The 17,841-nt window shown below is 35.7% G+C and carries 17 protein-coding genes and 1 CRISPR repeat array; of the genes, 15 read left to right on the forward strand and 2 right to left on the reverse strand.

What is annotated here, in order from left to right:
- The first annotated feature begins 10 nt into the window (after nucleotides 1-10).
- The 4 genes from H8692_RS08670 (at nucleotide 11) to yaaA (ending at nucleotide 3,702) form a co-directional block, all read left to right on the forward strand.
- Entirely contained in the window at nucleotides 11-1,738 is a 1,728-nt protein-coding gene (locus H8692_RS08670) for a DUF2075 domain-containing protein (protein ID WP_187525488.1), read from the forward strand.
- Nucleotides 1,739-1,942: 204 nt separating this feature from the next.
- Nucleotides 1,943-2,452, forward strand: coding sequence for a GNAT family N-acetyltransferase (locus H8692_RS08675; RefSeq protein ID WP_187525489.1), 510 nt, complete (start codon nucleotides 1,943-1,945; stop codon nucleotides 2,450-2,452).
- 20 nt (nucleotides 2,453-2,472) lie between these two features.
- The gene (locus H8692_RS08680) at nucleotides 2,473-2,925 is read left to right on the forward strand and encodes a peroxiredoxin (protein ID WP_177268629.1); all 453 of its coding nucleotides are present in this window, start codon (nucleotides 2,473-2,475) and stop codon (nucleotides 2,923-2,925) included.
- Entirely contained in the window at nucleotides 2,926-3,702 is a 777-nt protein-coding gene (gene yaaA, locus H8692_RS08685; RefSeq protein ID WP_187525490.1) for a peroxide stress protein YaaA, read from the forward strand.
- A 60-nt stretch (nucleotides 3,703-3,762) separates the two neighbouring features.
- Here the strand turns inward: yaaA and H8692_RS08690 are convergent, their stop codons facing one another.
- Entirely contained in the window at nucleotides 3,763-5,373 is a 1,611-nt protein-coding gene (locus tag H8692_RS08690; protein WP_187525491.1) for a carboxylesterase/lipase family protein, read from the reverse strand.
- 179 nt (nucleotides 5,374-5,552) lie between these two features.
- A complete protein-coding gene (locus H8692_RS08695; RefSeq protein ID WP_187525492.1) occupies nucleotides 5,553-5,960 on the reverse strand; it encodes a response regulator transcription factor in 408 nt (135 codons plus the stop codon).
- A 702-nt stretch (nucleotides 5,961-6,662) separates the two neighbouring features.
- Between H8692_RS08695 and H8692_RS08700 the strand changes: the two genes are divergently transcribed.
- From H8692_RS08700 to H8692_RS08750, 11 genes are all read left to right on the forward strand, one after another.
- Entirely contained in the window at nucleotides 6,663-6,866 is a 204-nt protein-coding gene (locus H8692_RS08700; protein ID WP_177268621.1) for a hypothetical protein, read from the forward strand.
- A gap of 1 nt (nucleotide 6,867) precedes the next feature.
- Complete coding sequence (locus H8692_RS08705; protein ID WP_187525493.1) at nucleotides 6,868-7,389, forward strand: O-acetyl-ADP-ribose deacetylase; 522 nt, start codon at nucleotides 6,868-6,870, stop codon at nucleotides 7,387-7,389.
- Nucleotides 7,390-7,405: 16 nt separating this feature from the next.
- Nucleotides 7,406-7,843 carry a MaoC family dehydratase gene (locus tag H8692_RS08710; RefSeq protein WP_177268617.1) on the forward strand — a complete coding sequence of 146 codons (438 nt, stop codon included), beginning with the start codon at nucleotides 7,406-7,408 and terminating at the stop codon, nucleotides 7,841-7,843.
- A gap of 159 nt (nucleotides 7,844-8,002) precedes the next feature.
- Nucleotides 8,003-8,296: an HIRAN domain-containing protein gene (locus H8692_RS08715; protein ID WP_177268615.1), complete on the forward strand. Its 294-nt coding sequence runs from the start codon at nucleotides 8,003-8,005 to the stop codon at nucleotides 8,294-8,296.
- 103 nt (nucleotides 8,297-8,399) lie between these two features.
- Nucleotides 8,400-9,392, forward strand: coding sequence for a helix-turn-helix transcriptional regulator (locus tag H8692_RS08720; protein ID WP_187525494.1), 993 nt, complete (start codon nucleotides 8,400-8,402; stop codon nucleotides 9,390-9,392).
- Between the two features lie 135 nt (nucleotides 9,393-9,527).
- A complete protein-coding gene (locus tag H8692_RS08725) occupies nucleotides 9,528-9,851 on the forward strand; it encodes a hypothetical protein (RefSeq protein WP_187525495.1) in 324 nt (107 codons plus the stop codon).
- 126 nt (nucleotides 9,852-9,977) lie between these two features.
- On the forward strand, nucleotides 9,978-13,283 hold the full coding sequence (cas9, locus tag H8692_RS08730) for a type II CRISPR RNA-guided endonuclease Cas9 (protein ID WP_187525496.1): 3,306 nt from the start codon (nucleotides 9,978-9,980) through the stop codon (nucleotides 13,281-13,283).
- Between the two features lie 147 nt (nucleotides 13,284-13,430).
- Nucleotides 13,431-14,342: a type II CRISPR-associated endonuclease Cas1 gene (cas1, locus tag H8692_RS08735; protein ID WP_187525497.1), complete on the forward strand. Its 912-nt coding sequence runs from the start codon at nucleotides 13,431-13,433 to the stop codon at nucleotides 14,340-14,342.
- A gap of 4 nt (nucleotides 14,343-14,346) precedes the next feature.
- Nucleotides 14,347-14,655, forward strand: a complete 309-nt coding sequence (gene cas2, locus H8692_RS08740; RefSeq protein ID WP_243206958.1) for a CRISPR-associated endonuclease Cas2 — start codon at nucleotides 14,347-14,349, stop codon at nucleotides 14,653-14,655.
- A complete protein-coding gene (csn2-St, locus tag H8692_RS08745) occupies nucleotides 14,652-15,635 on the forward strand; it encodes a CRISPR-associated protein Csn2-St (protein ID WP_187525499.1) in 984 nt (327 codons plus the stop codon). The genes cas2 and csn2-St overlap by 4 nt, the downstream gene beginning before the upstream one ends.
- 96 nt (nucleotides 15,636-15,731) lie before the next feature.
- Nucleotides 15,732-16,821: direct repeats of the CRISPR family, unit length 36 nt; unit sequence ATTTTAGTACCTAGAGAAATTGAGTTATTGTAAAAC.
- 466 nt (nucleotides 16,822-17,287) lie between these two features.
- The gene (locus tag H8692_RS08750; RefSeq protein WP_187525500.1) at nucleotides 17,288-17,785 is read left to right on the forward strand and encodes a DUF2284 domain-containing protein; all 498 of its coding nucleotides are present in this window, start codon (nucleotides 17,288-17,290) and stop codon (nucleotides 17,783-17,785) included.
- Nucleotides 17,786-17,841 lie beyond the last annotated feature (56 nt).

The raw sequence follows: 17,841 nt of genomic DNA on the forward strand, positions 1-17,841 counted from the left end.
AGATTGTAATATGGCAGTATTTGATCGTCTGAAATTTGATCCAGAAATTATGGTGCGGCTTAAAGAAATAAAGCGTTTTGACAAATATGTAGGCGAAAACTGGCCTGTAGTATATATTTTAAGCAATGAAGAAGAAGCTTATGTTGGAGAAACACATCATGCAGCCATAAGAATGAGACAGCATTGGATGAACCCACAAAGACGTAGCCTTGAGGAAGTGATGCTGATTAGTGGAGATGATTTTAATAAATCGGTTGTTCTTGATCTAGAGTCTTTTCTTATAAAGCATATTAGTGCTGATGGTAAACTCAGGTTGCAAAATGGAAATAGCGGATTACAGGATCATGATTATTACGATAGGTCTGTTTATAAAAATGTATTTGCAAATATATGGGATAGACTTAAGTCAATTGGATTGGTTGAGCATACGATAAATGAGATAGAAAATTCAAACCTCTATAAATACTCTCCATATAAAAGTTTGGGAGAAGAGCAATTTGAAGTAGAACGGCAGATTCTTGCCGTATTTGCAGAGTATATCCATGATGATCAAGGTGTTACAGCACTTGTAAGAGGGGGCGCCGGAACAGGAAAAACGATTCTTGCAATATATCTTATGAAATTGTTTGCTGATATAAACAGTCGACTTGAGATGCAGATGACACCTGATGATTATCTTGATGAATATAGTGATATACAGGTTGCCGCAGAGGCTATTAATGGTATAAATAAAATAGGAATAGTTTTTCCGCAGGCAACGCTTAAAGCTTCAATAACTGATGTCTTTAACAGTGTAAGGTCGCTTGATAAAAACATGGTATATAGTACAACAGAGGTTGTTGATGAGTATCTAAAAAGCGGGGAAAAATTCGACTTGCTTATAATAGATGAAGCCCATAGATTAAAGTGTCGCTATAAAGGTCATTTGAGTTCGTATCCGAAATTCGATAGTTGTACACAAGCACTTGGTTTTAAAAAAGAAGAAGGTAATGAGTTGGACTGGCTAATGGCGTGCAGCCATAATCAGATTATTTTCCGTGATGAATTGCAGACTGTCAGACCATGTGATGTTGATGCAGAAGATTTTAAAAATATTTTGGATACTAAATATAATAACGTGATTGTTGAATTGAGTCTTGATACTCAGTGGAGATGCGAAGGCGGTAATGATTATATTGAATATATAAAGAATATATTATCAGGCAGAGCATCTATAAAGAAAGTAATTAGTAATTACGATTTTAAACTTTATAAAGATGTTGACAAAATGATTAATGATATCAAAGAGAAAGATGCTGAATTAGGACTTTGTCGTAATGCAGCCGGGTATGCATGGAAATGGGTATCTAAAAATAATAAAGCAAAATATGATATTGAGATACAGGGATATCAGTATCGATGGAATTCTACATACAAAAACTGGATTGCAAGTGAAAATTCAATAAATGAGATAGGATGCATACATACTTTGCAAGGTTATGACCTTAATTATGTAGGGCTTATAATAGGTGAAGATATTAAGTATGATGTTGATATGCATGAAATATATGCTGATAAAAACTGTTATTTTGACCAACAAGGCAAATCAGGAGTGGCTAACGATCCGGAAGCGTTGAAAGAATATCTTCTTAATATTTACCTTACTCTTATGACGAGGGGAATAAAAGGTACATATATCTATATCTGTGATGATGCTCTCAGAGAATATTTTGAAAGATTTGTAGATGTAATAGAGTAAAAAGAGGTATTAAAATGGTTTTGGGAAATAAATTAAGGATTAATAATTCTGCGGAGCTTGCCTATGCGGAGAAAGAAGCAAAATAAGAGTTGTGAATTCATTTGAAAAGAATTTGTTGGACACCTTTGAAATAGGTACATTTAAAGTATTGTAAACTGTGCGGAGTCAAAGAATATTGAATGAATAAAGGCAGAGGTGGAGAAAATGTTAATAAGGCAGGCAGAAGCCCGGGATTACAGGGAAGTGTATGAGCTTGTTAAAGAAGCTTTTATAGCAGCGGAACATGCAGACGGTAATGAGCAGGATCTGGTTGAGGCACTTAGAAAAGGTGGGGCGTTTATACCTAAGCTGTCATTGGTGGCGGAAATTGATGGCAAATTGGCCGGCTATATTCTGTTTACAAAAGCAGTGGTGGGCAGAAAAGAGGTTCTTGTACTTGCGCCTGTAGCAGTAAAGCCGGCATATCAGAAGCAGGGTATTGGAGCTGCGCTGATAAATGAAGGTCACGAAATCGCAAAAAAACTTGGCTATGAATATTCGCTGGTATTGGGAAGTGAATTATATTATCCGCGTTTTGGATATGTTCCGGCTGCAAGCTTTGGAATAGAGATTCCTGAAGGCTTTCCGCCAGAAAATTTCATGGCGATAAGACTTAGGGATGATGCGGAGCTTCCTAATGGAAGCGTCGTTTATGCGGAAGAATTTGGAATATAGATATAAGTGAGGATGGAATCATGTTAAAGATAGGAGTGAAAGCGCCGGATTTTGAACTTAAGGATCAAAACGGGCAGATACACAGGCTGGAAGATTACAGAGGAAAGAAGATCGTTCTGTATTTTTACCCTAAAGACAATACAGCAGGGTGCAGCAAGCAGGCGTGCGGTTTTGCAGAGCTTTATCCACATTTTCTTGAGAAGGATGCAGTTGTAATAGGCGTGAGCAAGGACAGTGTTGATTCACATAAGCGTTTTGCGGAAAAGTATAACTTGCCGTTTACGCTGATTTCAGATCCGGAGTTTATGGCAATCAAAGCATATGATGTCTGGCAGGAAAAGAAAACAGCAGGCAGGATATCAATGGGAGTAGTGAGAACCACATATTTGATTGATGAAGAAGGCGTTATTGTTAAAGCTTTCGGTAAAGTAAAGGCGGCAGATAATCCTGCACAAATGCTGGAGGAACTATAAATGAAAATTATTATTTCACCGGCTAAGACCATGAATGTTGAGAGGGATATTCACGATATAAGATCTTTGCCATATTTTTTAGATGAAACGAAAATTCTGATGGATGAAATTAGGAAGCTTTCATTTGACGAATCAAAGGCTTTGTGGAAATGTAATGATAAGTTGGCAATGTTGAATTTTAAGCGGTTTTCACAAATGAATCTTGAAGAGAATCTGACCCCAGCTGTTTTTTCATATGAGGGACTTCAGTACAAAAATATGGGACCCGGAGTTTTTTCTGATGCTGCCCTTGAATATATCGAAAAACATCTGAGGATTTTGTCCGGATTTTACGGTGTTCTAAGGCCTTTTGATGGTGTTACACCGTATCGCCTTGAAATGCAGGCAAAGCTTGGAGTCGGTGAATACAGGGATCTTTATGAGTTCTGGGGCAGAAAGATTTATGAATTTATCAAAAGAGAGTGCCGTGAAGAATTCTGCGGTAAAGATAAATGTTTTACTATTCTAAATTTAGCGTCTAAGGAATATTCTCGGGCTGTTGAGAAATATATCGGCGCGGATTGCAGGTTTGTAACTGTTGATTTTGGACAGCTTTCAGGTGGCAAAGTCAGGCAGAAAGCCACCTTTGCTAAGATGGCGAGGGGAGATATGGTGAGATTTCTTGCAGAAGGAAATATTACTGATATTGAAGGGATTAAGGACTACGATGGATTCGGGTTCAGATTTTCTGAAGAGTTTTCAAGAGGTGAAAGAATGGTTTTTGTTAGAACAGACTAAGAGAAATGCTTTAGTGAGTATTTCCCTTAGTCTTACTTATAGCCTTGCAATTACATTCTTTTATTTTGCCGTGATTTCAAATAAGTTTTGTAATATTTCTCTTGCTTCAGGTTTCGGATCGTTTACGATTTTCCATGGTTTTTCGTCTATTATCATTGTAGCTCGGTTTTTGGTTGTATATTTGAGCCACTTTGTTTCCTGCTTTATACTTGGATTTCCCGTTGTGGCGAAAGCAGTCCAGGCAGCCTGAGTTCTAAGAGCCAGATCCTGCGGCAAATCTTCTCCTGCATAGGCTATAGCGGTAGGAGCGTCAAAATTTCCCAGCACAAACGGAAGTTCAACGGCATGACATGCCCCAAGGCCTTCATTATTGGATTCCCATGCCCATTCATACATATATACATCATTGTGCTGTGACTGGAGCTGGGCGAATATTATTGACGGCTGCTTAATCCATATTTCTCCGGCAAAATCAGTGTATTTCTCGGGATTGTCTTCTATGGTTTTTATATATTCATCTGCAGCAGCAACATTTCCGGAAAATGATTGTCCCATCATAGTATGATTCGGGTATTCTTCTTCAAGGCTCTGCTCAAATTCGGGGTCGTATAATTTGAAATATTTTAATTCGTCTTTATTGGTCCCTATTATGACTTTTACATCTTTTCCTACACCGTCCTTAATATTTTGAAAAACATCTAAAGGTACGGCATATCCGTCTGCTATTGCTCCATAGGTGGAAACATCGAGGGAATCCCCCAAAATATCAGCCAGCTCTTCTGAATACTTTTGAACCTCTGATGCGGATAATTTCTGCAATTCTTCTACAGAAGTTTTTCCGGTAATTTTCATAAATTCCTGACCGATTTTCTTGCTTTGGGCTGTTTCGTCGATGTTAGAAGCACCTTTTTCTTTTATGCTGGCAGGTCCGCCGCTTTCGATGATTGCTTTGTTAAAGAGACCTTCTGCAAGAGGAGTAGCCATTAAGCGGATAATGGCGGAACCTCCGGCAGATTCGCCGAATACAGTTATATTTTCAGGATCACCTCCGAAGCTTTCCACATTTTCGTTAATCCATTCAAGGGCTGCAATTTGATCAAGTATTCCCAGATTTCTGCTGTTCTTATATTCCTTGCCTCCGATTTCCGATAAATCAAGGAAGCCGAAAGGGCCAAGTCGGTAGTTGAAGGAGACCATTACCACATCATTGTTTTCCACAAACTTTTCACCGTCATAAAGAGGATCTGTAGTCCCTCCGCTTACATTGGCGCCGCCATGTATGAATACCATTACAGGTTTTTTGTCATTTACATCTTTTGTCCAGACATTAAGGGTAAGGCAGTCTTCGCCCTGCTGTGCAAAAGAGGCTCGTTCAAATTCGTCCAGCGGCTGTATTGCCGTATTTCCGAAATCATAGGCCTTGATATATTCGTTTGTTTTTTCCGCAGGCTGTGGTTCTTTCCAGCGCAGATCATCTACCGGCTGTTTTGCATAAGGAACGCCTAAGAAGGAGACAACGCCGCTGTCTCTTGTCAGACCGACAAATTTTCCGTACTTTGTATCTGCAACCTGATTGTCCTGCGCTTTATCAGTGCTGCCACATCCGGCGCTTATTAACAGCATGGAAACAGCCAGTAATAATACGGAAAGTATTTTTCTTTTTCTTTTCATGAATTTTCCCTCCTAATTTTATAATGGTAGTTACAGTTTCATAAATCTCAGGGTACCCGTATAAATTTACGCAATATTGTGTTATCTCTGATTTTATGTCTCTTAAGTAAAAAAACAATAGCACCCGGGGTACCAATTTTTTATGGTCCCTCAGGTGCTATGGCGGTATGATTGAAAAATCACTGCAAATACCTGTTTATTAGCTCAACATTTTCTTTGCGGTTCCTGCATTTTGTTTTGCGGTTTATGTTGTTTATGTGTCTCTTTACCGTATATACAGAGATTACATAATGGTTTGCAATTTCCGCATTGCTTTTGCCGTATGCCATGTCGATGAAAATTTCCTGCTCCCTGTTTGTAAGATTATATTCCCGGCCGATTTTTGAGACAGTTTCACTGAGCTTGGCATGTTTTAATATATCATCGGAAGTATTGCTCTTACGCATATAAATTATATCTGTTATGCTGACTGTAAGATATATTATAAGCACGCCGTCAAGGGGATAGAAAAACCACATGCTGGGACCTATGAATCTGAAAATGGCATCTGTGTTGTATATAAATGTGTAAACAAAGTAAATAAGCATTGAAACACCGGGTATAAATATGTTCCAATATGGAGCGCTTTTTCGTTTGTATAGTTTATGGAGAGCTACTAATACACATATAAATGAACTCAGAAATAAAATGACTTCTGATGAAAACGTTATATATTTCGTAATGGATTTAATAATGTAACCTCTATCGTCAAGAGAGAAAATGTATGTTATGAGCCATATACTTGCATATATTCCGCAGATCGTTCCGACTGCAGTGTTTAATTTTTTGTCTTGACTGCCGGAAGCCCTTTGATTTAAATATCTAAGGAAACTGATAAGAACACATATATAAGAAATATCATAAGCCATTAATATTGAAAAGTGAGCACTTGTTTTCCAGCTGAATATTCTTCCGAAAAAGAGGATAAAATTAAAAACAATATATATAAAAAAGAATACATGAAAAATCAGTTTCTTTTTATATAAAGCACTTGTATTGTTTTGATATGTGATTACGTTTAATACCAGTGTAACAGCGCCGCAAATGAAGGCGAATATATAAAAATACATACTCATATCATTTATAATATTTTCCATATTATATCATCCTTTGTATAGTAAAAATATTCTGACTTTGCATAAAGATTATAGCATGAATTAATAATTTAATCAAAATCTTGTGGATTGCTCCTAAAAAGCATATAATTAGAAAAGCAAATAAAAAAGATAACATAAAAGGAGAAAACTTAAATGAAGGAAAAACGTGAAGTTATAAACAAGATAGCTGAATTTCTGGCATACAAAGTTCGCTCAGGTGATGTTTCAACAGAAGGCGGCGATAAGATATGGAGAATAGCATTGAAGAATCCGGAAAAGGTAGATGCCATTATAGACATTCTCGACATGGATCTGCCGGAAGCAGATACGGTAATGAAAGTTGAAAGACTGGTGTAGTATGTCGATAAAAATAATACAAGGAGATATTACAAAGCTTGATTGCGACGCCATAGTCAATGCCGCCAATTCCTCGTTGCTTGGGGGAGGAGGAGTAGACGGAGCCATCCATGCAGCGGCAGGCAGAGCGCTTCTTGAGGAATGTAGGGCCCTAGGTGGCTGTGAAACGGGAGATGCAAAGATTACGGGAGCATATAATCTGCCATGCAGATATGTGATTCATACAGTAGGACCCGTGTGGCACGGCGGTTCCCATGGAGAAAAAGAACTTTTAACTTCTTGCTATAGAAAATCGCTGGAGCTTGCAAAAGCCAACAACTGTAAGTCTGTGGCATTTCCGTTGATTTCTTCGGGAGTTTACGCCTATCCCAAGAAAGAGGCATTTCAAGTGGCGGTAGATACTATCAGAGATTTTATTGCGGAAGTTGAAATGCAGGTATATATTGTGGTTTTCGATAAAGCGGCGCTGGCTGTGGCGGAAAAGCTTTTCAGCGATTTGATTGAGACCAGTAAAATTCAGTAATTTTCAAGGAGGCATCATGTATTTTGATGATTTTACAGTCGGTGATACTTTTGAACTAAGCAGCGTGCAGATAGATAAGGATAAGATGGTTGAATTCGCAAAGGATTACGACCCACAGAAGATTCATATGGATGAGGACCACGGAAGGGCCTCTCGCTTTGGCGATATCATAGCTCCCGGGATCATGAGCTTCATGTCCGTATGGGCAGAATTTGTGAAAAGCAATATAATCTTTGATAACTTTATTGCAGCACAGAATTTCAGGATTGAATGGCTGTCTCCGGTATTTGCAGGAGATGAGCTTACAGGGAAGGTGATAATCCGGAGAACCCAGCCCCGCAATAAATATAACGGAGTGGTGGATATCAATCTGGTCATCTTTAATCAGGATGGAAATAAAGTCATGGATACAGTGACAGAAGCCATACTCAACAGAAGAGTTGGGGAAGCGTAGTTACAAGAATATTGAAGGTAAGAAACAGGTGAAGCAAGTTTGCCTGTTTTTTTGTTTAAAAAAATGTGATGGCGGTTTTCACTGGGAAGATTTATGGACAGTGATATATGGATAATAAAGATATAAAAAGTATTGTTATGGTTTTAGAAAGGATTTGAAATGAAAGAAATGTATATTACTATTACCGGTACAAGCCATTATTACGGAATAGATTTTATAAAGAGTGGAATGACAGTCAGGCTCACAAAAGAACCTGACAATGAATATGACAAAGAAGCCATAGCAGTGAAAATGCAGGGTCTTGATAAAATCGGATACGTTGCCAACAGTCCTTATACGGTATTGGGTGAAAGTGTAAGTGCAGGGAGAGTATACGATAAAATAAGTATGGAAACAGAGGCTGAAGTCCTGTATGTACTTCCTCAAGGTGTTATATGCAAGGTAGTATTATAGTATTTATTGAACAAATAGTAAAATTATAGTAAAATTATATTGAATTAACAAAAGATTTTGAAAAATAATTATCGTAAAACTATACTCAAAAGGACAAACAACCATGACGATTTCCCGAAACAAACTCAGAATACTATATATTATAAAGTTTTTACTGGAACAAACAGATGAAGATAATATTATGTCTGCCGAAGATTTAATAAATGCGTTAAATAGATATGGAATTGAAGCTGAGCGTAAAACTATATACAGTGATATTAAAGTGTTGATAGAATTTGGTATAGATATTATATCTCTGAATGGTGGAAAAACACCGGGATATTATATAGGAACAAGAGAATTTGAACTTCCGGAATTAAAGCTACTTGTGGATGCCGTACAGGCGTCAAAGTTTATTACCGCGAAAAAATCAAAGGAGCTGATTTCCAAGATTGAGAAGCTGGCAAGCAAAAACAGTGCGAGACAACTCCAGCGGAACGTGTTTATTTTCAACAGGACAAAGACTGAGAACGAAAGGATTTACTATAATGTGGATCAGATACATACAGCCGTTTTGGAAAACAGACAGATATCATTTCAATACACTGAATGGAATCTGCAGAAAGAGCTTGTCACGCGAAAAAACGGTAAGATTTATATAGTCAGTCCCTGGGCGCTTACATGGGATGATGAAAATTATTATCTCATTGCTTTTGAAGAAGAATCAAGGAAAATAAAGCATTACCGGGTGGATAAGATGAAAAACACCGAAATCATTGAAGAAAAACGCCTTGGAAAAGATTCTTTTGCCGATTTTGACCTTGCATTTTTTGCAAAGAAAACCTTCGGTATGTATGGCGGCAGGGATGAAACCGTTAGTCTCGTATGCGAGAATCGTTTAATAGGCGTTATCCTGGACCGTTTTTCAAAGGATGTGATAATTATTCCTGAAGACAGTAATCATTTCAGAGTCAATGTGCTTGTATCAGTCAGCCCGCAGTTTTTTGGCTGGATTACGGGAATCGGAGCAGGTATACATATTGAAGGCCCGAAAGTGGTTAAGGAAGAATACAGAAGATTTATTGAAGAGATTTTGGGGAATTATGTATGCAAGTGATAGGAGGAAAGGAAAATGAAAAAGATAAACAGCCATGTTGTGGTTACTGATAAAATCGGCAGTCTACATTTTTATTGTTGTTCTGCTGTTCAAATACTTGATTTTCGATTAAAAAGATCAGAAAGGAAGTAAGTTATGAGTTTATTTGAAAATTATTGCAACTATGCATTGCTGAATGATGAAATAGAATTTTCCAGATATTACGAGCTGCGTGAAGACGAAGAGGGTACTCAATACATCTGTGACATTTCCGAGAGAACCTTTGAACATATATGCATGAAAACACTGCAGGTTTTGCTTGTTTTTAATCATGAAGGACACAACTACGTCATTACCGTTGATTCAGAGGATACATATTACTTAGATGAATATGTACTTCTGGGAGACAGCAAAATCGAACTTATCCAGGTGGAGGAACAGTTGAGAGATGCACTGGTTGAGATGTATTGGGAAGAGTAGTGGCAGTTATGATTTGCTGTTTTTTATAATACCTTCAAGGTTCAAGTAATTAATGCAGAAATTATTGTGTCTAAATTATATACATGTTAAAATTATATAGAATATTTTGGAAATGCGAGGTGCGCTATGAGTATACACATTGGATTGGATATAGGAATTGCATCAGTTGGATGGGCTGTAGTGGATGAAAATTATAATATACTTGAATCGGGAAGTAATCTTTTTGACTCCGCAGATGCCAACAGTAATGTTGAACGTCGTGAAAACAGGGGAAGACGCAGACTAATAAGAAGGCAGAGAACAAGATTATTTGATTTTAATAAATTATGGATGCAGTATACCGGGGTTGTTCCGGAAAAGGGATGTAATACACAGCTACAGCTTCGTGTAAAAGGTTTAACTGAAAAATTGTCTATAGAAGAAGTGTACTTTGTACTTTGCAATATGCTTAAGCATAGAGGAATTTCGTATTTGGAAGATGCTTTAGATGAAAATACAAATGGTAAAAGTGATTATCAAAGAGGCATCAAGAAAAATCAAGAAGAGCTGCAGGAAAAACTACCTTGTGAGATTCAGTTGGAACGTTTAGAGAAGAACGGTAGTTATCGAGGAAATACAACGGTAGTTGAAAACGATGAAAAAATTGTGTTAAGTAATGTTTTTACTATTAGCGCATATAGAAAAGAATTAGAAGCATTTTTTTCTGAACAGAAAAATCATCATGATTTTATGTCTGATGATTTTATAAACAGATATTTTGAATTATTCAATCGTAAAAGAAAATATTATGATGGACCGGGAAATGAGTTATCAAGAACCGATTATGGCAGATATACAACAAAGATAGATGCAGAGACAGGGGAATTTATTACCGATAAAAACATATTTGATAAGCTTATCGGTAAATGCAGTGTTTATCATGAGGAGGAAAGAGCAGCGGGAGCATCATATACAGCGCAGGAGTTTAATGCTCTAAATGATTTGAATAACCTTAAAATTAATAATCGCAAGCTTGAGCGGGAAGAAAAAGAAAAAATAATAGAAGCCTATTTAACTGAAAAGACGGTATCAGTACGTAAGATTATTTCTAAAGTAATAGGAGAGAAAATCGAATCTTTTACAGGAGCGAGGATAGATAAAAGTGATAAAGAACTTTTCCACACATTTGAGACATATAGAAAAATGAAAAAGGCCTTTGAAAAAGAAGGCTTGGATTTGATGCGTTTTGATATAGAAACATATGACTTAATTGCAAGGATTTTAACTTTGAACACAGATAAAGATTCTATTGAAGAAGCAATAAAGGAGAAAGCTATATCTATGAGCGAAGAAGAAATGAATTGCTTCATAGATTTTAGAAAAAAGAACGGTGGAATGTTCTCTAAATGGCAGTCTTTCTCTATTAGAATAATGAAGGAATTAATTCCTCAAATGTATGAGCAGCCAAAAGAGCAGATGACCTTGCTTACAGATATGGGAGTGTTTAAAACAAATATAGAAAGATTCAAGGAATGTAATAAAATCCCTACCGAAGATATATTGGAAGAAATATATAATCCTGTTGTCAGAAGGTCAATAAGAATAGCAGTTAATATTATGAATGCACTCATTAAAAAATATGGCTACCCTGAAGAGGTTGTTATTGAAATGCCTCGTGACAGAAATGATGATGAAAAGAAAAAACGTATAAAGGAGTTTCAGAAAAAACAGGAAAAAGAATCTAAAGATATTGAGAATAAGCTTAAAAAAGAATATAACATTACGGTATATCCGCAGGATTACAGTGAGCATAAGCAGCTTAGAATGAAACTGAAATTATGGAATGAACAGCAGGGCGTGTGTCTGTATTCAGGGAAGCCGATTGAAATTACAGAGCTCTTTAATAATCCTAACCTGTTTGAAATCGATCATATAATACCACGCTCTATTTCTTTTGATGACAGCCGAAATAATAAGGTGCTTGTATATGCAACAGAAAATCAAAAGAAAGGGAATAACACACCGTATAAGTATCTGAATTCTGTACATAGAGAGTGGACTTATGAAAAATATAAGGCTTATGTCCTTGATTTGGCATCAAAAAATTTTATAAATAAATATAAAGTTACTAATTTGTTAAACACTGAAGATATAACTAAGATAGAAGTTTTAGAAGGCTTTATATCCAGGAACTTAAATGATACCCGTTATTCATCAAAAGTAGTGCTTAATACTATGCAAGACTATTTTAATGCAAAAGAAACCGAAACAAAAGTTAAAGTTATACGCGGCAGCTTTACACATCAGATGAGAAGAAATTTGAAACTGGATAAAGATAGAGAAGAAAGCTTTGCTCATCATGCTATGGATGCTGTCCTTATTTGTTATTCTCAAATGGGGTATAAAGCATATAAAAAACTTCAAGAAGATGCTATTGACTTTGAAACCGGCGAAATACTTGATGCAGAAAAGTATGAAAATGTATTTAATGATAAGTGTTATGAGGACATATTATATGAGAAAAAATGGTATGAATTGTCTCAAAATATTAGAGAAGCAGAAAAACACGTAAAATACTGGCATAAAGTGGATCGTAAATATAACAGAGCCCTATGTAATCAGACAATCAGAGGCACAAGAAACATTGATGATAAGATTTATAAAATCAATAAAATGGATATACGTACCAAAGAGGGGTATGCATTGTTTGCTAAAAAAATTAACGCTGGTAAACAGAACGATATTTTAATGGCGGTAAACGATCCTAAAACTTTTGACATCTTACTGAAGATAATGGTCGACTATTCCGATACGGACAATCCTTTTGTTGCTTATGAAGAAGAAACAGGCGAACATATTAAAAAGTATTCCCAAAAGGGTAACGGTCCTAAAATAGGCCTGCTAAAGTATAGAGATGGCGAAGTGGGCAGCTGTATTGATATATCTCATAAATATGGTCACGAAGCGGGGAGCAGAAAGGTCATACTGGAAAGTCTTAAGCCTTATCGTATGGATGTATATTACAGTGAAGAGGAGCAGCAGTATTATTTAATCGGCATTAAATATTCTGACTGTAAATACAGTAACGGAAGGTATGTAATAGATGAAGCGGCGTACGAAAAGATTTTAAGAGATGAAAAGCTTATTAATGCCAATGAAAATATGAAAACTTTAGAAGAAAAGGGAGTAGAGTTTAGACTTTCGTTTTACAAGAATGAAATAATCAGATATGAGAAGAACGGTGAATACTTTACGGAAAGATTCTTATCCAGAACAATGCCTAAAGTTAGAAATTATATTGAGACAAAACCTATTGTTAAACCTGAATTTGAAAAGCGAAATCGTGTTGGATTAAATGGTACAAAAAAGATACAGAAAATACGAGCTGACATTTTAGGAAATACATATATGTGTGAAAAAGAAGAATTTTCTTTAGATATTGACAATATGTAGCAGATGTCGTAAACTGTTAATAGTAGGTTTTTACAATAACTCAATTTCTCAAGATCTACTAAAACAAGGCTTAATGCCGAAACCAAGGACATCGACGGATGTCCTTTTTTTCTTATGTAAATTCATTTTAGAGGAAAGGGGTTGTACATGTCATTTAGAGTGGTGTTAATAGAAAATCAAGTTGATGTTAAGGTGAATTTGGATAACCTTGTTTTTAAAAAAGACGGCAGGGAAATACGAATTCCTGTAAGTGATATTTCCACTATTGTAATAGATAACTTGAAAATCAATATTTCAGTAAGAACATTATGCTTATTGGCTCAAAATAATGTAGGCGTAGTAGTATGCAATCAGGAGCATCTTCCTATTGGATTTTATTCATCATATGACAATCATAGCAGGATATCAAAGCGAATTGGTTATCAGATTAATAGAAGCAAAGCATTTTATGATGAATTATGGGAGAAAATTGTAAAGGCTAAAATAGAAAATCAGGGGAAAGTGTTGGAGCTTCTGGGACATGAAGAACATAATGTTGCAGATGTTATGTCATTTTCTAAAGAGGTACAGCCGGGAGATCCAACCAATAGAGAAGCTCACGCGGCAAAAGTATATTTTTCCAAGATGATGGGGCACAGTTTTTCAAGAGGGAACGATAATATATTACTTAACTCGGGTCTTGATTATGGATATACGATAATACGTTCATATATCGCACGACTTTGTGTAGGATATGGGCTTAACAGTCAACTGGGTATACATCACAGAAGCGAATATAACAGGTTTAATCTTGTTGATGATCTTATAGAGCCATTAAGACCTGTTGTAGATTATTATGTATGCAATCTATTGGATAATGAAGAGTTTTTTACAGGGGAGCATAGAAAATCAATAATTAACATGCTCAATCATAAAATTAAATACAAAGAAAAAAATATGTATCTATGTAATATGATAGAAGAATATGTATCGGATGTAGCTAAATATATAGAGGGCAAAGATGTTGTTATAAAATATCCTTTAGTTGAAAACTATTACGGTGAACAGGATGAGATATAAAGTTATGAGATTATTGTGTATGTTTGACCTTCCGGTAGAGACGGGAGATGAAAAGAGATCTTATCGTATTTTTAGAAAAAACCTGATAAAAGAAGGGTTTATAATGCTGCAGTATTCGGTATATATGAGGACTTGTCCTAACCGGGAATATGCACATGCTTTGGAAAAAAGGCTAAAAAAATATATTCCTGCAAATGGGAACATACGGCTTGTATCAATAACAGAAAAACAGTATGAAGATATGATATTTCTTGTGGGAAGCAAACAAGCAACAGAGGAAGCTGTGGGTACAGAAAGAATGGTAATCATATGAATATAAAAGTAAAGAATAGAGAAGAAATCTATGAAATGAACTTCCTGCCTATAACACAGCTATGTGGGAAAAATATTGTTGAGAAAGCTTTTGTCATAGACTCACTGGAAAAGTATTTTTCTCTATCAAGGTATATGGAGTATGAGCAAGCCATGATAGATAATATTTTAGTAGATGATGAAGCGGTTGGAAGAAAATATTTTGATGTGACTGTAATAAGATCAAGAGAAGACCTTATCAACCAACTGAAAATAACTAAGACGGGAAGAGTAAAAAAGCATATAGATAAGATATTAGCAGAGTATTGCTGTCAGGTTGAAGTGGAAAAGCTTGAACAAATTATAAATAACATATTCGACGAAATAAATATTAAATTTTTAAAGGGCGACAGTGATTTAATGCTTACATATAAAGAAGAGAACTTGTTTGATATGTTCCTATGCAGTGAGTTAAAAGCTATTGATGGGCGTATTTTGGAAGAACTTACAAATATAGAGCTATTGGAAAACTATTTAAAGTTGATTGAAGAAGAACAGCATGAAGATGGTAAAAAGACGATGTTAATATTTGAAAATGTTGATCATCTTTTAAATAGGAAAGAATATTTGAGATTTATGGAAAGTTTAACTGAAGTTGTTACTAAGTCTGATTTGTGGTGTGTTGTCAGTACTAGCTTGGAAGGCTATACATTTTTAGATGAAGAATATTTTACAGGAATAAACTGTGTAAACGATATTATATACACTATGGCAGATTATGCCGTAGTAAAGGAATATGTGGAATTTAATTATCCAGTAAATAAGCTTTTTTCTGACAAAGAATTTAAATTAGGAATGGAAACAGCAATACACAATATAGGTGCCGATAACCATAAATATGATTTGAGAGGGTATATTATTGAGAGGTTAATAAACACATCTGTGTGTACGAATGTATGTGAAAAAAGCAATATGACTTTGCCGGAAAAGAATTTTTTATAGGACATTTATATGGTATAATAAATGTATGCTGATTTCAATAAGAACTAAAATATCAATATGTTGTGTAATGCAGACGTGCAGTTAGCATATTTGGGAATTTTAGTACCTAGAGAAATTGAGTTATTGTAAAACATTTTAACAATCAAAACATATCATTACCAATTTTAGTACCTAGAGAAATTGAGTTATTGTAAAACTTTAAGGGTTGTAAAGATATTTGCGGATTTATTTTAGTACCTAGAGAAATTGAGTTATTGTAAAACGAAGATTACGGGTTTGAGTACAGAGGAGAAATTTTAGTACCTAGAGAAATTGAGTTATTGTAAAACCAAAGGCAATAAAAGAGGGGGTGAACAGTTATTTTAGTACCTAGAGAAATTGAGTTATTGTAAAACGAGCAGTACCGTCCATATCAGGTGCTTCTAATTTTAGTACCTAGAGAAATTGAGTTATTGTAAAACTGAAATACGCCGTACAGCCTACTATCCCGAATTTTAGTACCTAGAGAAATTGAGTTATTGTAAAACCATTTGGCTGTTTGTGAGGATATGGTTGCAATTTTAGTACCTAGAGAAATTGAGTTATTGTAAAACAAAAGTTTAAGTATACTAAATCCCAGCCAATTTTAGTACCTAGAGAAATTGAGTTATTGTAAAACTGTCGAAACATCGTTTAAGTGCCATCGCATATTTTAGTACCTAGAGAAATTGAGTTATTGTAAAACATGTATGCTAATAAATTTTCGTACCTCATTATTTTAGTACCTAGAGAAATTGAGTTATTGTAAAACCAGCAGCAGCGTCAATCGGAACGATCGATGATTTTAGTACCTAGAGAAATTGAGTTATTGTAAAACATGATGAACATGGCATCAGTAGACTGGAAGATTTTAGTACCTAGAGAAATTGAGTTATTGTAAAACAACAAGTACATATCGAAACCCTGTGGAGCAATTTTAGTACCTAGAGAAATTGAGTTATTGTAAAACATAGCCATTTGTACGGCGTTTTTTATTGCGATTTTAGTACCTAGAGAAATTGAGTTATTGTAAAACCAGCAGCAGCGTCAATCGGAACGATCGATGATTTTAGTACCTAGAGAAATTGAGTTATTGTAAAACCTAATTTTTGTAGGAACTCAAGATGTGTATATTTTAGTACCTAGAGAAATTGAGTTATTGTAAAACTGGTCGCTGCCCGCTCGCTTCGCTCGCTCGATTTTAGGAGTTATTGTAAAATTTATCAATAACTCATCATAATATATGGTTTGTAATTTGTTTTTTGTAAAATAAAACAGATGCTACCACCGACGGTATGACTGCTACATATCCCAAAGGTGAGGGAACGACCATCGCATCTGCTTCTAATAATATATCCAATAATTCAGAAAATAGCAATGGAGAATTTTTCATCTTCAATGAATCAGACGTAATCGACTATGTCAATGAGCAAGAGACTGAATTTGTTGATGTTACAGGGTTCAGTGATACAAAATCAACTATCCCACCAATCAGGCGGTATTTTTATTACCTCCAATTCAGCATAATACAATCACATATTACCCACCGCCCCTTGTTTTCCTCAAACCATATATGATACTATTTCCACAGTCATCTTTCCCATAAATGATATTAAATAATTAAGGAGTATACAATGAAAAAATATTTCAACTTCCTATACGATGCCGGTGTTTTCCGTGCAGAAAAAATAGAGGCAAGGTCCATTGTGACTGCTCCGTGGACAAACTATAAATGCAGGTACGGATGTGATTTTTACGGAAAGAGCTGCTGCTGCCCGCCTTATACACCTACGTGGCAGGAGACGCAGGAGATTATAGATTGTTATGAGTACGGCATTCTTTTTAATACGCGAAATGACTGTGATGCAGCTATTACGCCTCTTGCAGTTGAGCTTACAAGGGTGGCCTTTCTTGACGGCTATTACAAAGCGATAGCTTTTGGCAGCGGACCATGTCTGATCTGCAAAGAGTGCAGTGTAGAGTATTGCAGATTTCCCAAAAAGACAGTGCCTTCTATGGAAGGCTGCGGCATAGATGTTTTTTCAACGGCAAGAAATAACGGCTTTAAGGTAGAACCTGTAAAGGAAAGGGCAGATCAGCATAATTATTTTGGACTGGTACTGTTGGAATAGTGACAGAAGTTGTGGTACAATTACTGATAAACTGTCATTTTGAGGAGTTGGAAAAA

The organism is Lentihominibacter hominis, from assembly GCF_014385065.1.
Lineage (GTDB): Bacteria > Bacillota > Clostridia > Peptostreptococcales > Anaerovoracaceae > Lentihominibacter > Lentihominibacter hominis.

What these genes read in the sequence shown, in the direction of transcription:
- yaaA (WP_187525490.1), top strand. Translation starts at nt 2,926, where the DNA reads ATGAAAATTATTATTTCACCGGCTAAGACCATGAATGTTGAGAGGGAT.
- H8692_RS08715 (WP_177268615.1), top strand. Translation starts at nt 8,003, where the DNA reads ATGAAAGAAATGTATATTACTATTACCGGTACAAGCCATTATTACGGA.
- H8692_RS08705 (WP_187525493.1), top strand. Translation starts at nt 6,868, where the DNA reads ATGTCGATAAAAATAATACAAGGAGATATTACAAAGCTTGATTGCGAC.
- cas9 (WP_187525496.1), top strand. Translation starts at nt 9,978, where the DNA reads ATGAGTATACACATTGGATTGGATATAGGAATTGCATCAGTTGGATGG.
- H8692_RS08680 (WP_177268629.1), top strand. Translation starts at nt 2,473, where the DNA reads ATGTTAAAGATAGGAGTGAAAGCGCCGGATTTTGAACTTAAGGATCAA.
- H8692_RS08750 (WP_187525500.1), top strand. Translation starts at nt 17,288, where the DNA reads ATGAAAAAATATTTCAACTTCCTATACGATGCCGGTGTTTTCCGTGCA.
- H8692_RS08700 (WP_177268621.1), top strand. Translation starts at nt 6,663, where the DNA reads ATGAAGGAAAAACGTGAAGTTATAAACAAGATAGCTGAATTTCTGGCA.
- cas2 (WP_243206958.1), top strand. Translation starts at nt 14,347, where the DNA reads ATGAGATTATTGTGTATGTTTGACCTTCCGGTAGAGACGGGAGATGAA.
- csn2-St (WP_187525499.1), top strand. Translation starts at nt 14,652, where the DNA reads ATGAATATAAAAGTAAAGAATAGAGAAGAAATCTATGAAATGAACTTC.
- H8692_RS08720 (WP_187525494.1), top strand. Translation starts at nt 8,400, where the DNA reads ATGACGATTTCCCGAAACAAACTCAGAATACTATATATTATAAAGTTT.
- H8692_RS08695 (WP_187525492.1), bottom strand. Translation starts at nt 5,960, where the DNA reads ATGCTTATTTACTTTGTTTACACATTTATATACAACACAGATGCCATT.
- cas1 (WP_187525497.1), top strand. Translation starts at nt 13,431, where the DNA reads ATGTCATTTAGAGTGGTGTTAATAGAAAATCAAGTTGATGTTAAGGTG.
- H8692_RS08725 (WP_187525495.1), top strand. Translation starts at nt 9,528, where the DNA reads ATGAGTTTATTTGAAAATTATTGCAACTATGCATTGCTGAATGATGAA.
- H8692_RS08675 (WP_187525489.1), top strand. Translation starts at nt 1,943, where the DNA reads ATGTTAATAAGGCAGGCAGAAGCCCGGGATTACAGGGAAGTGTATGAG.
- H8692_RS08710 (WP_177268617.1), top strand. Translation starts at nt 7,406, where the DNA reads ATGTATTTTGATGATTTTACAGTCGGTGATACTTTTGAACTAAGCAGC.
- H8692_RS08690 (WP_187525491.1), bottom strand. Translation starts at nt 5,373, where the DNA reads ATGAAAAGAAAAAGAAAAATACTTTCCGTATTATTACTGGCTGTTTCC.
- H8692_RS08670 (WP_187525488.1), top strand. Translation starts at nt 11, where the DNA reads ATGGCAGTATTTGATCGTCTGAAATTTGATCCAGAAATTATGGTGCGG.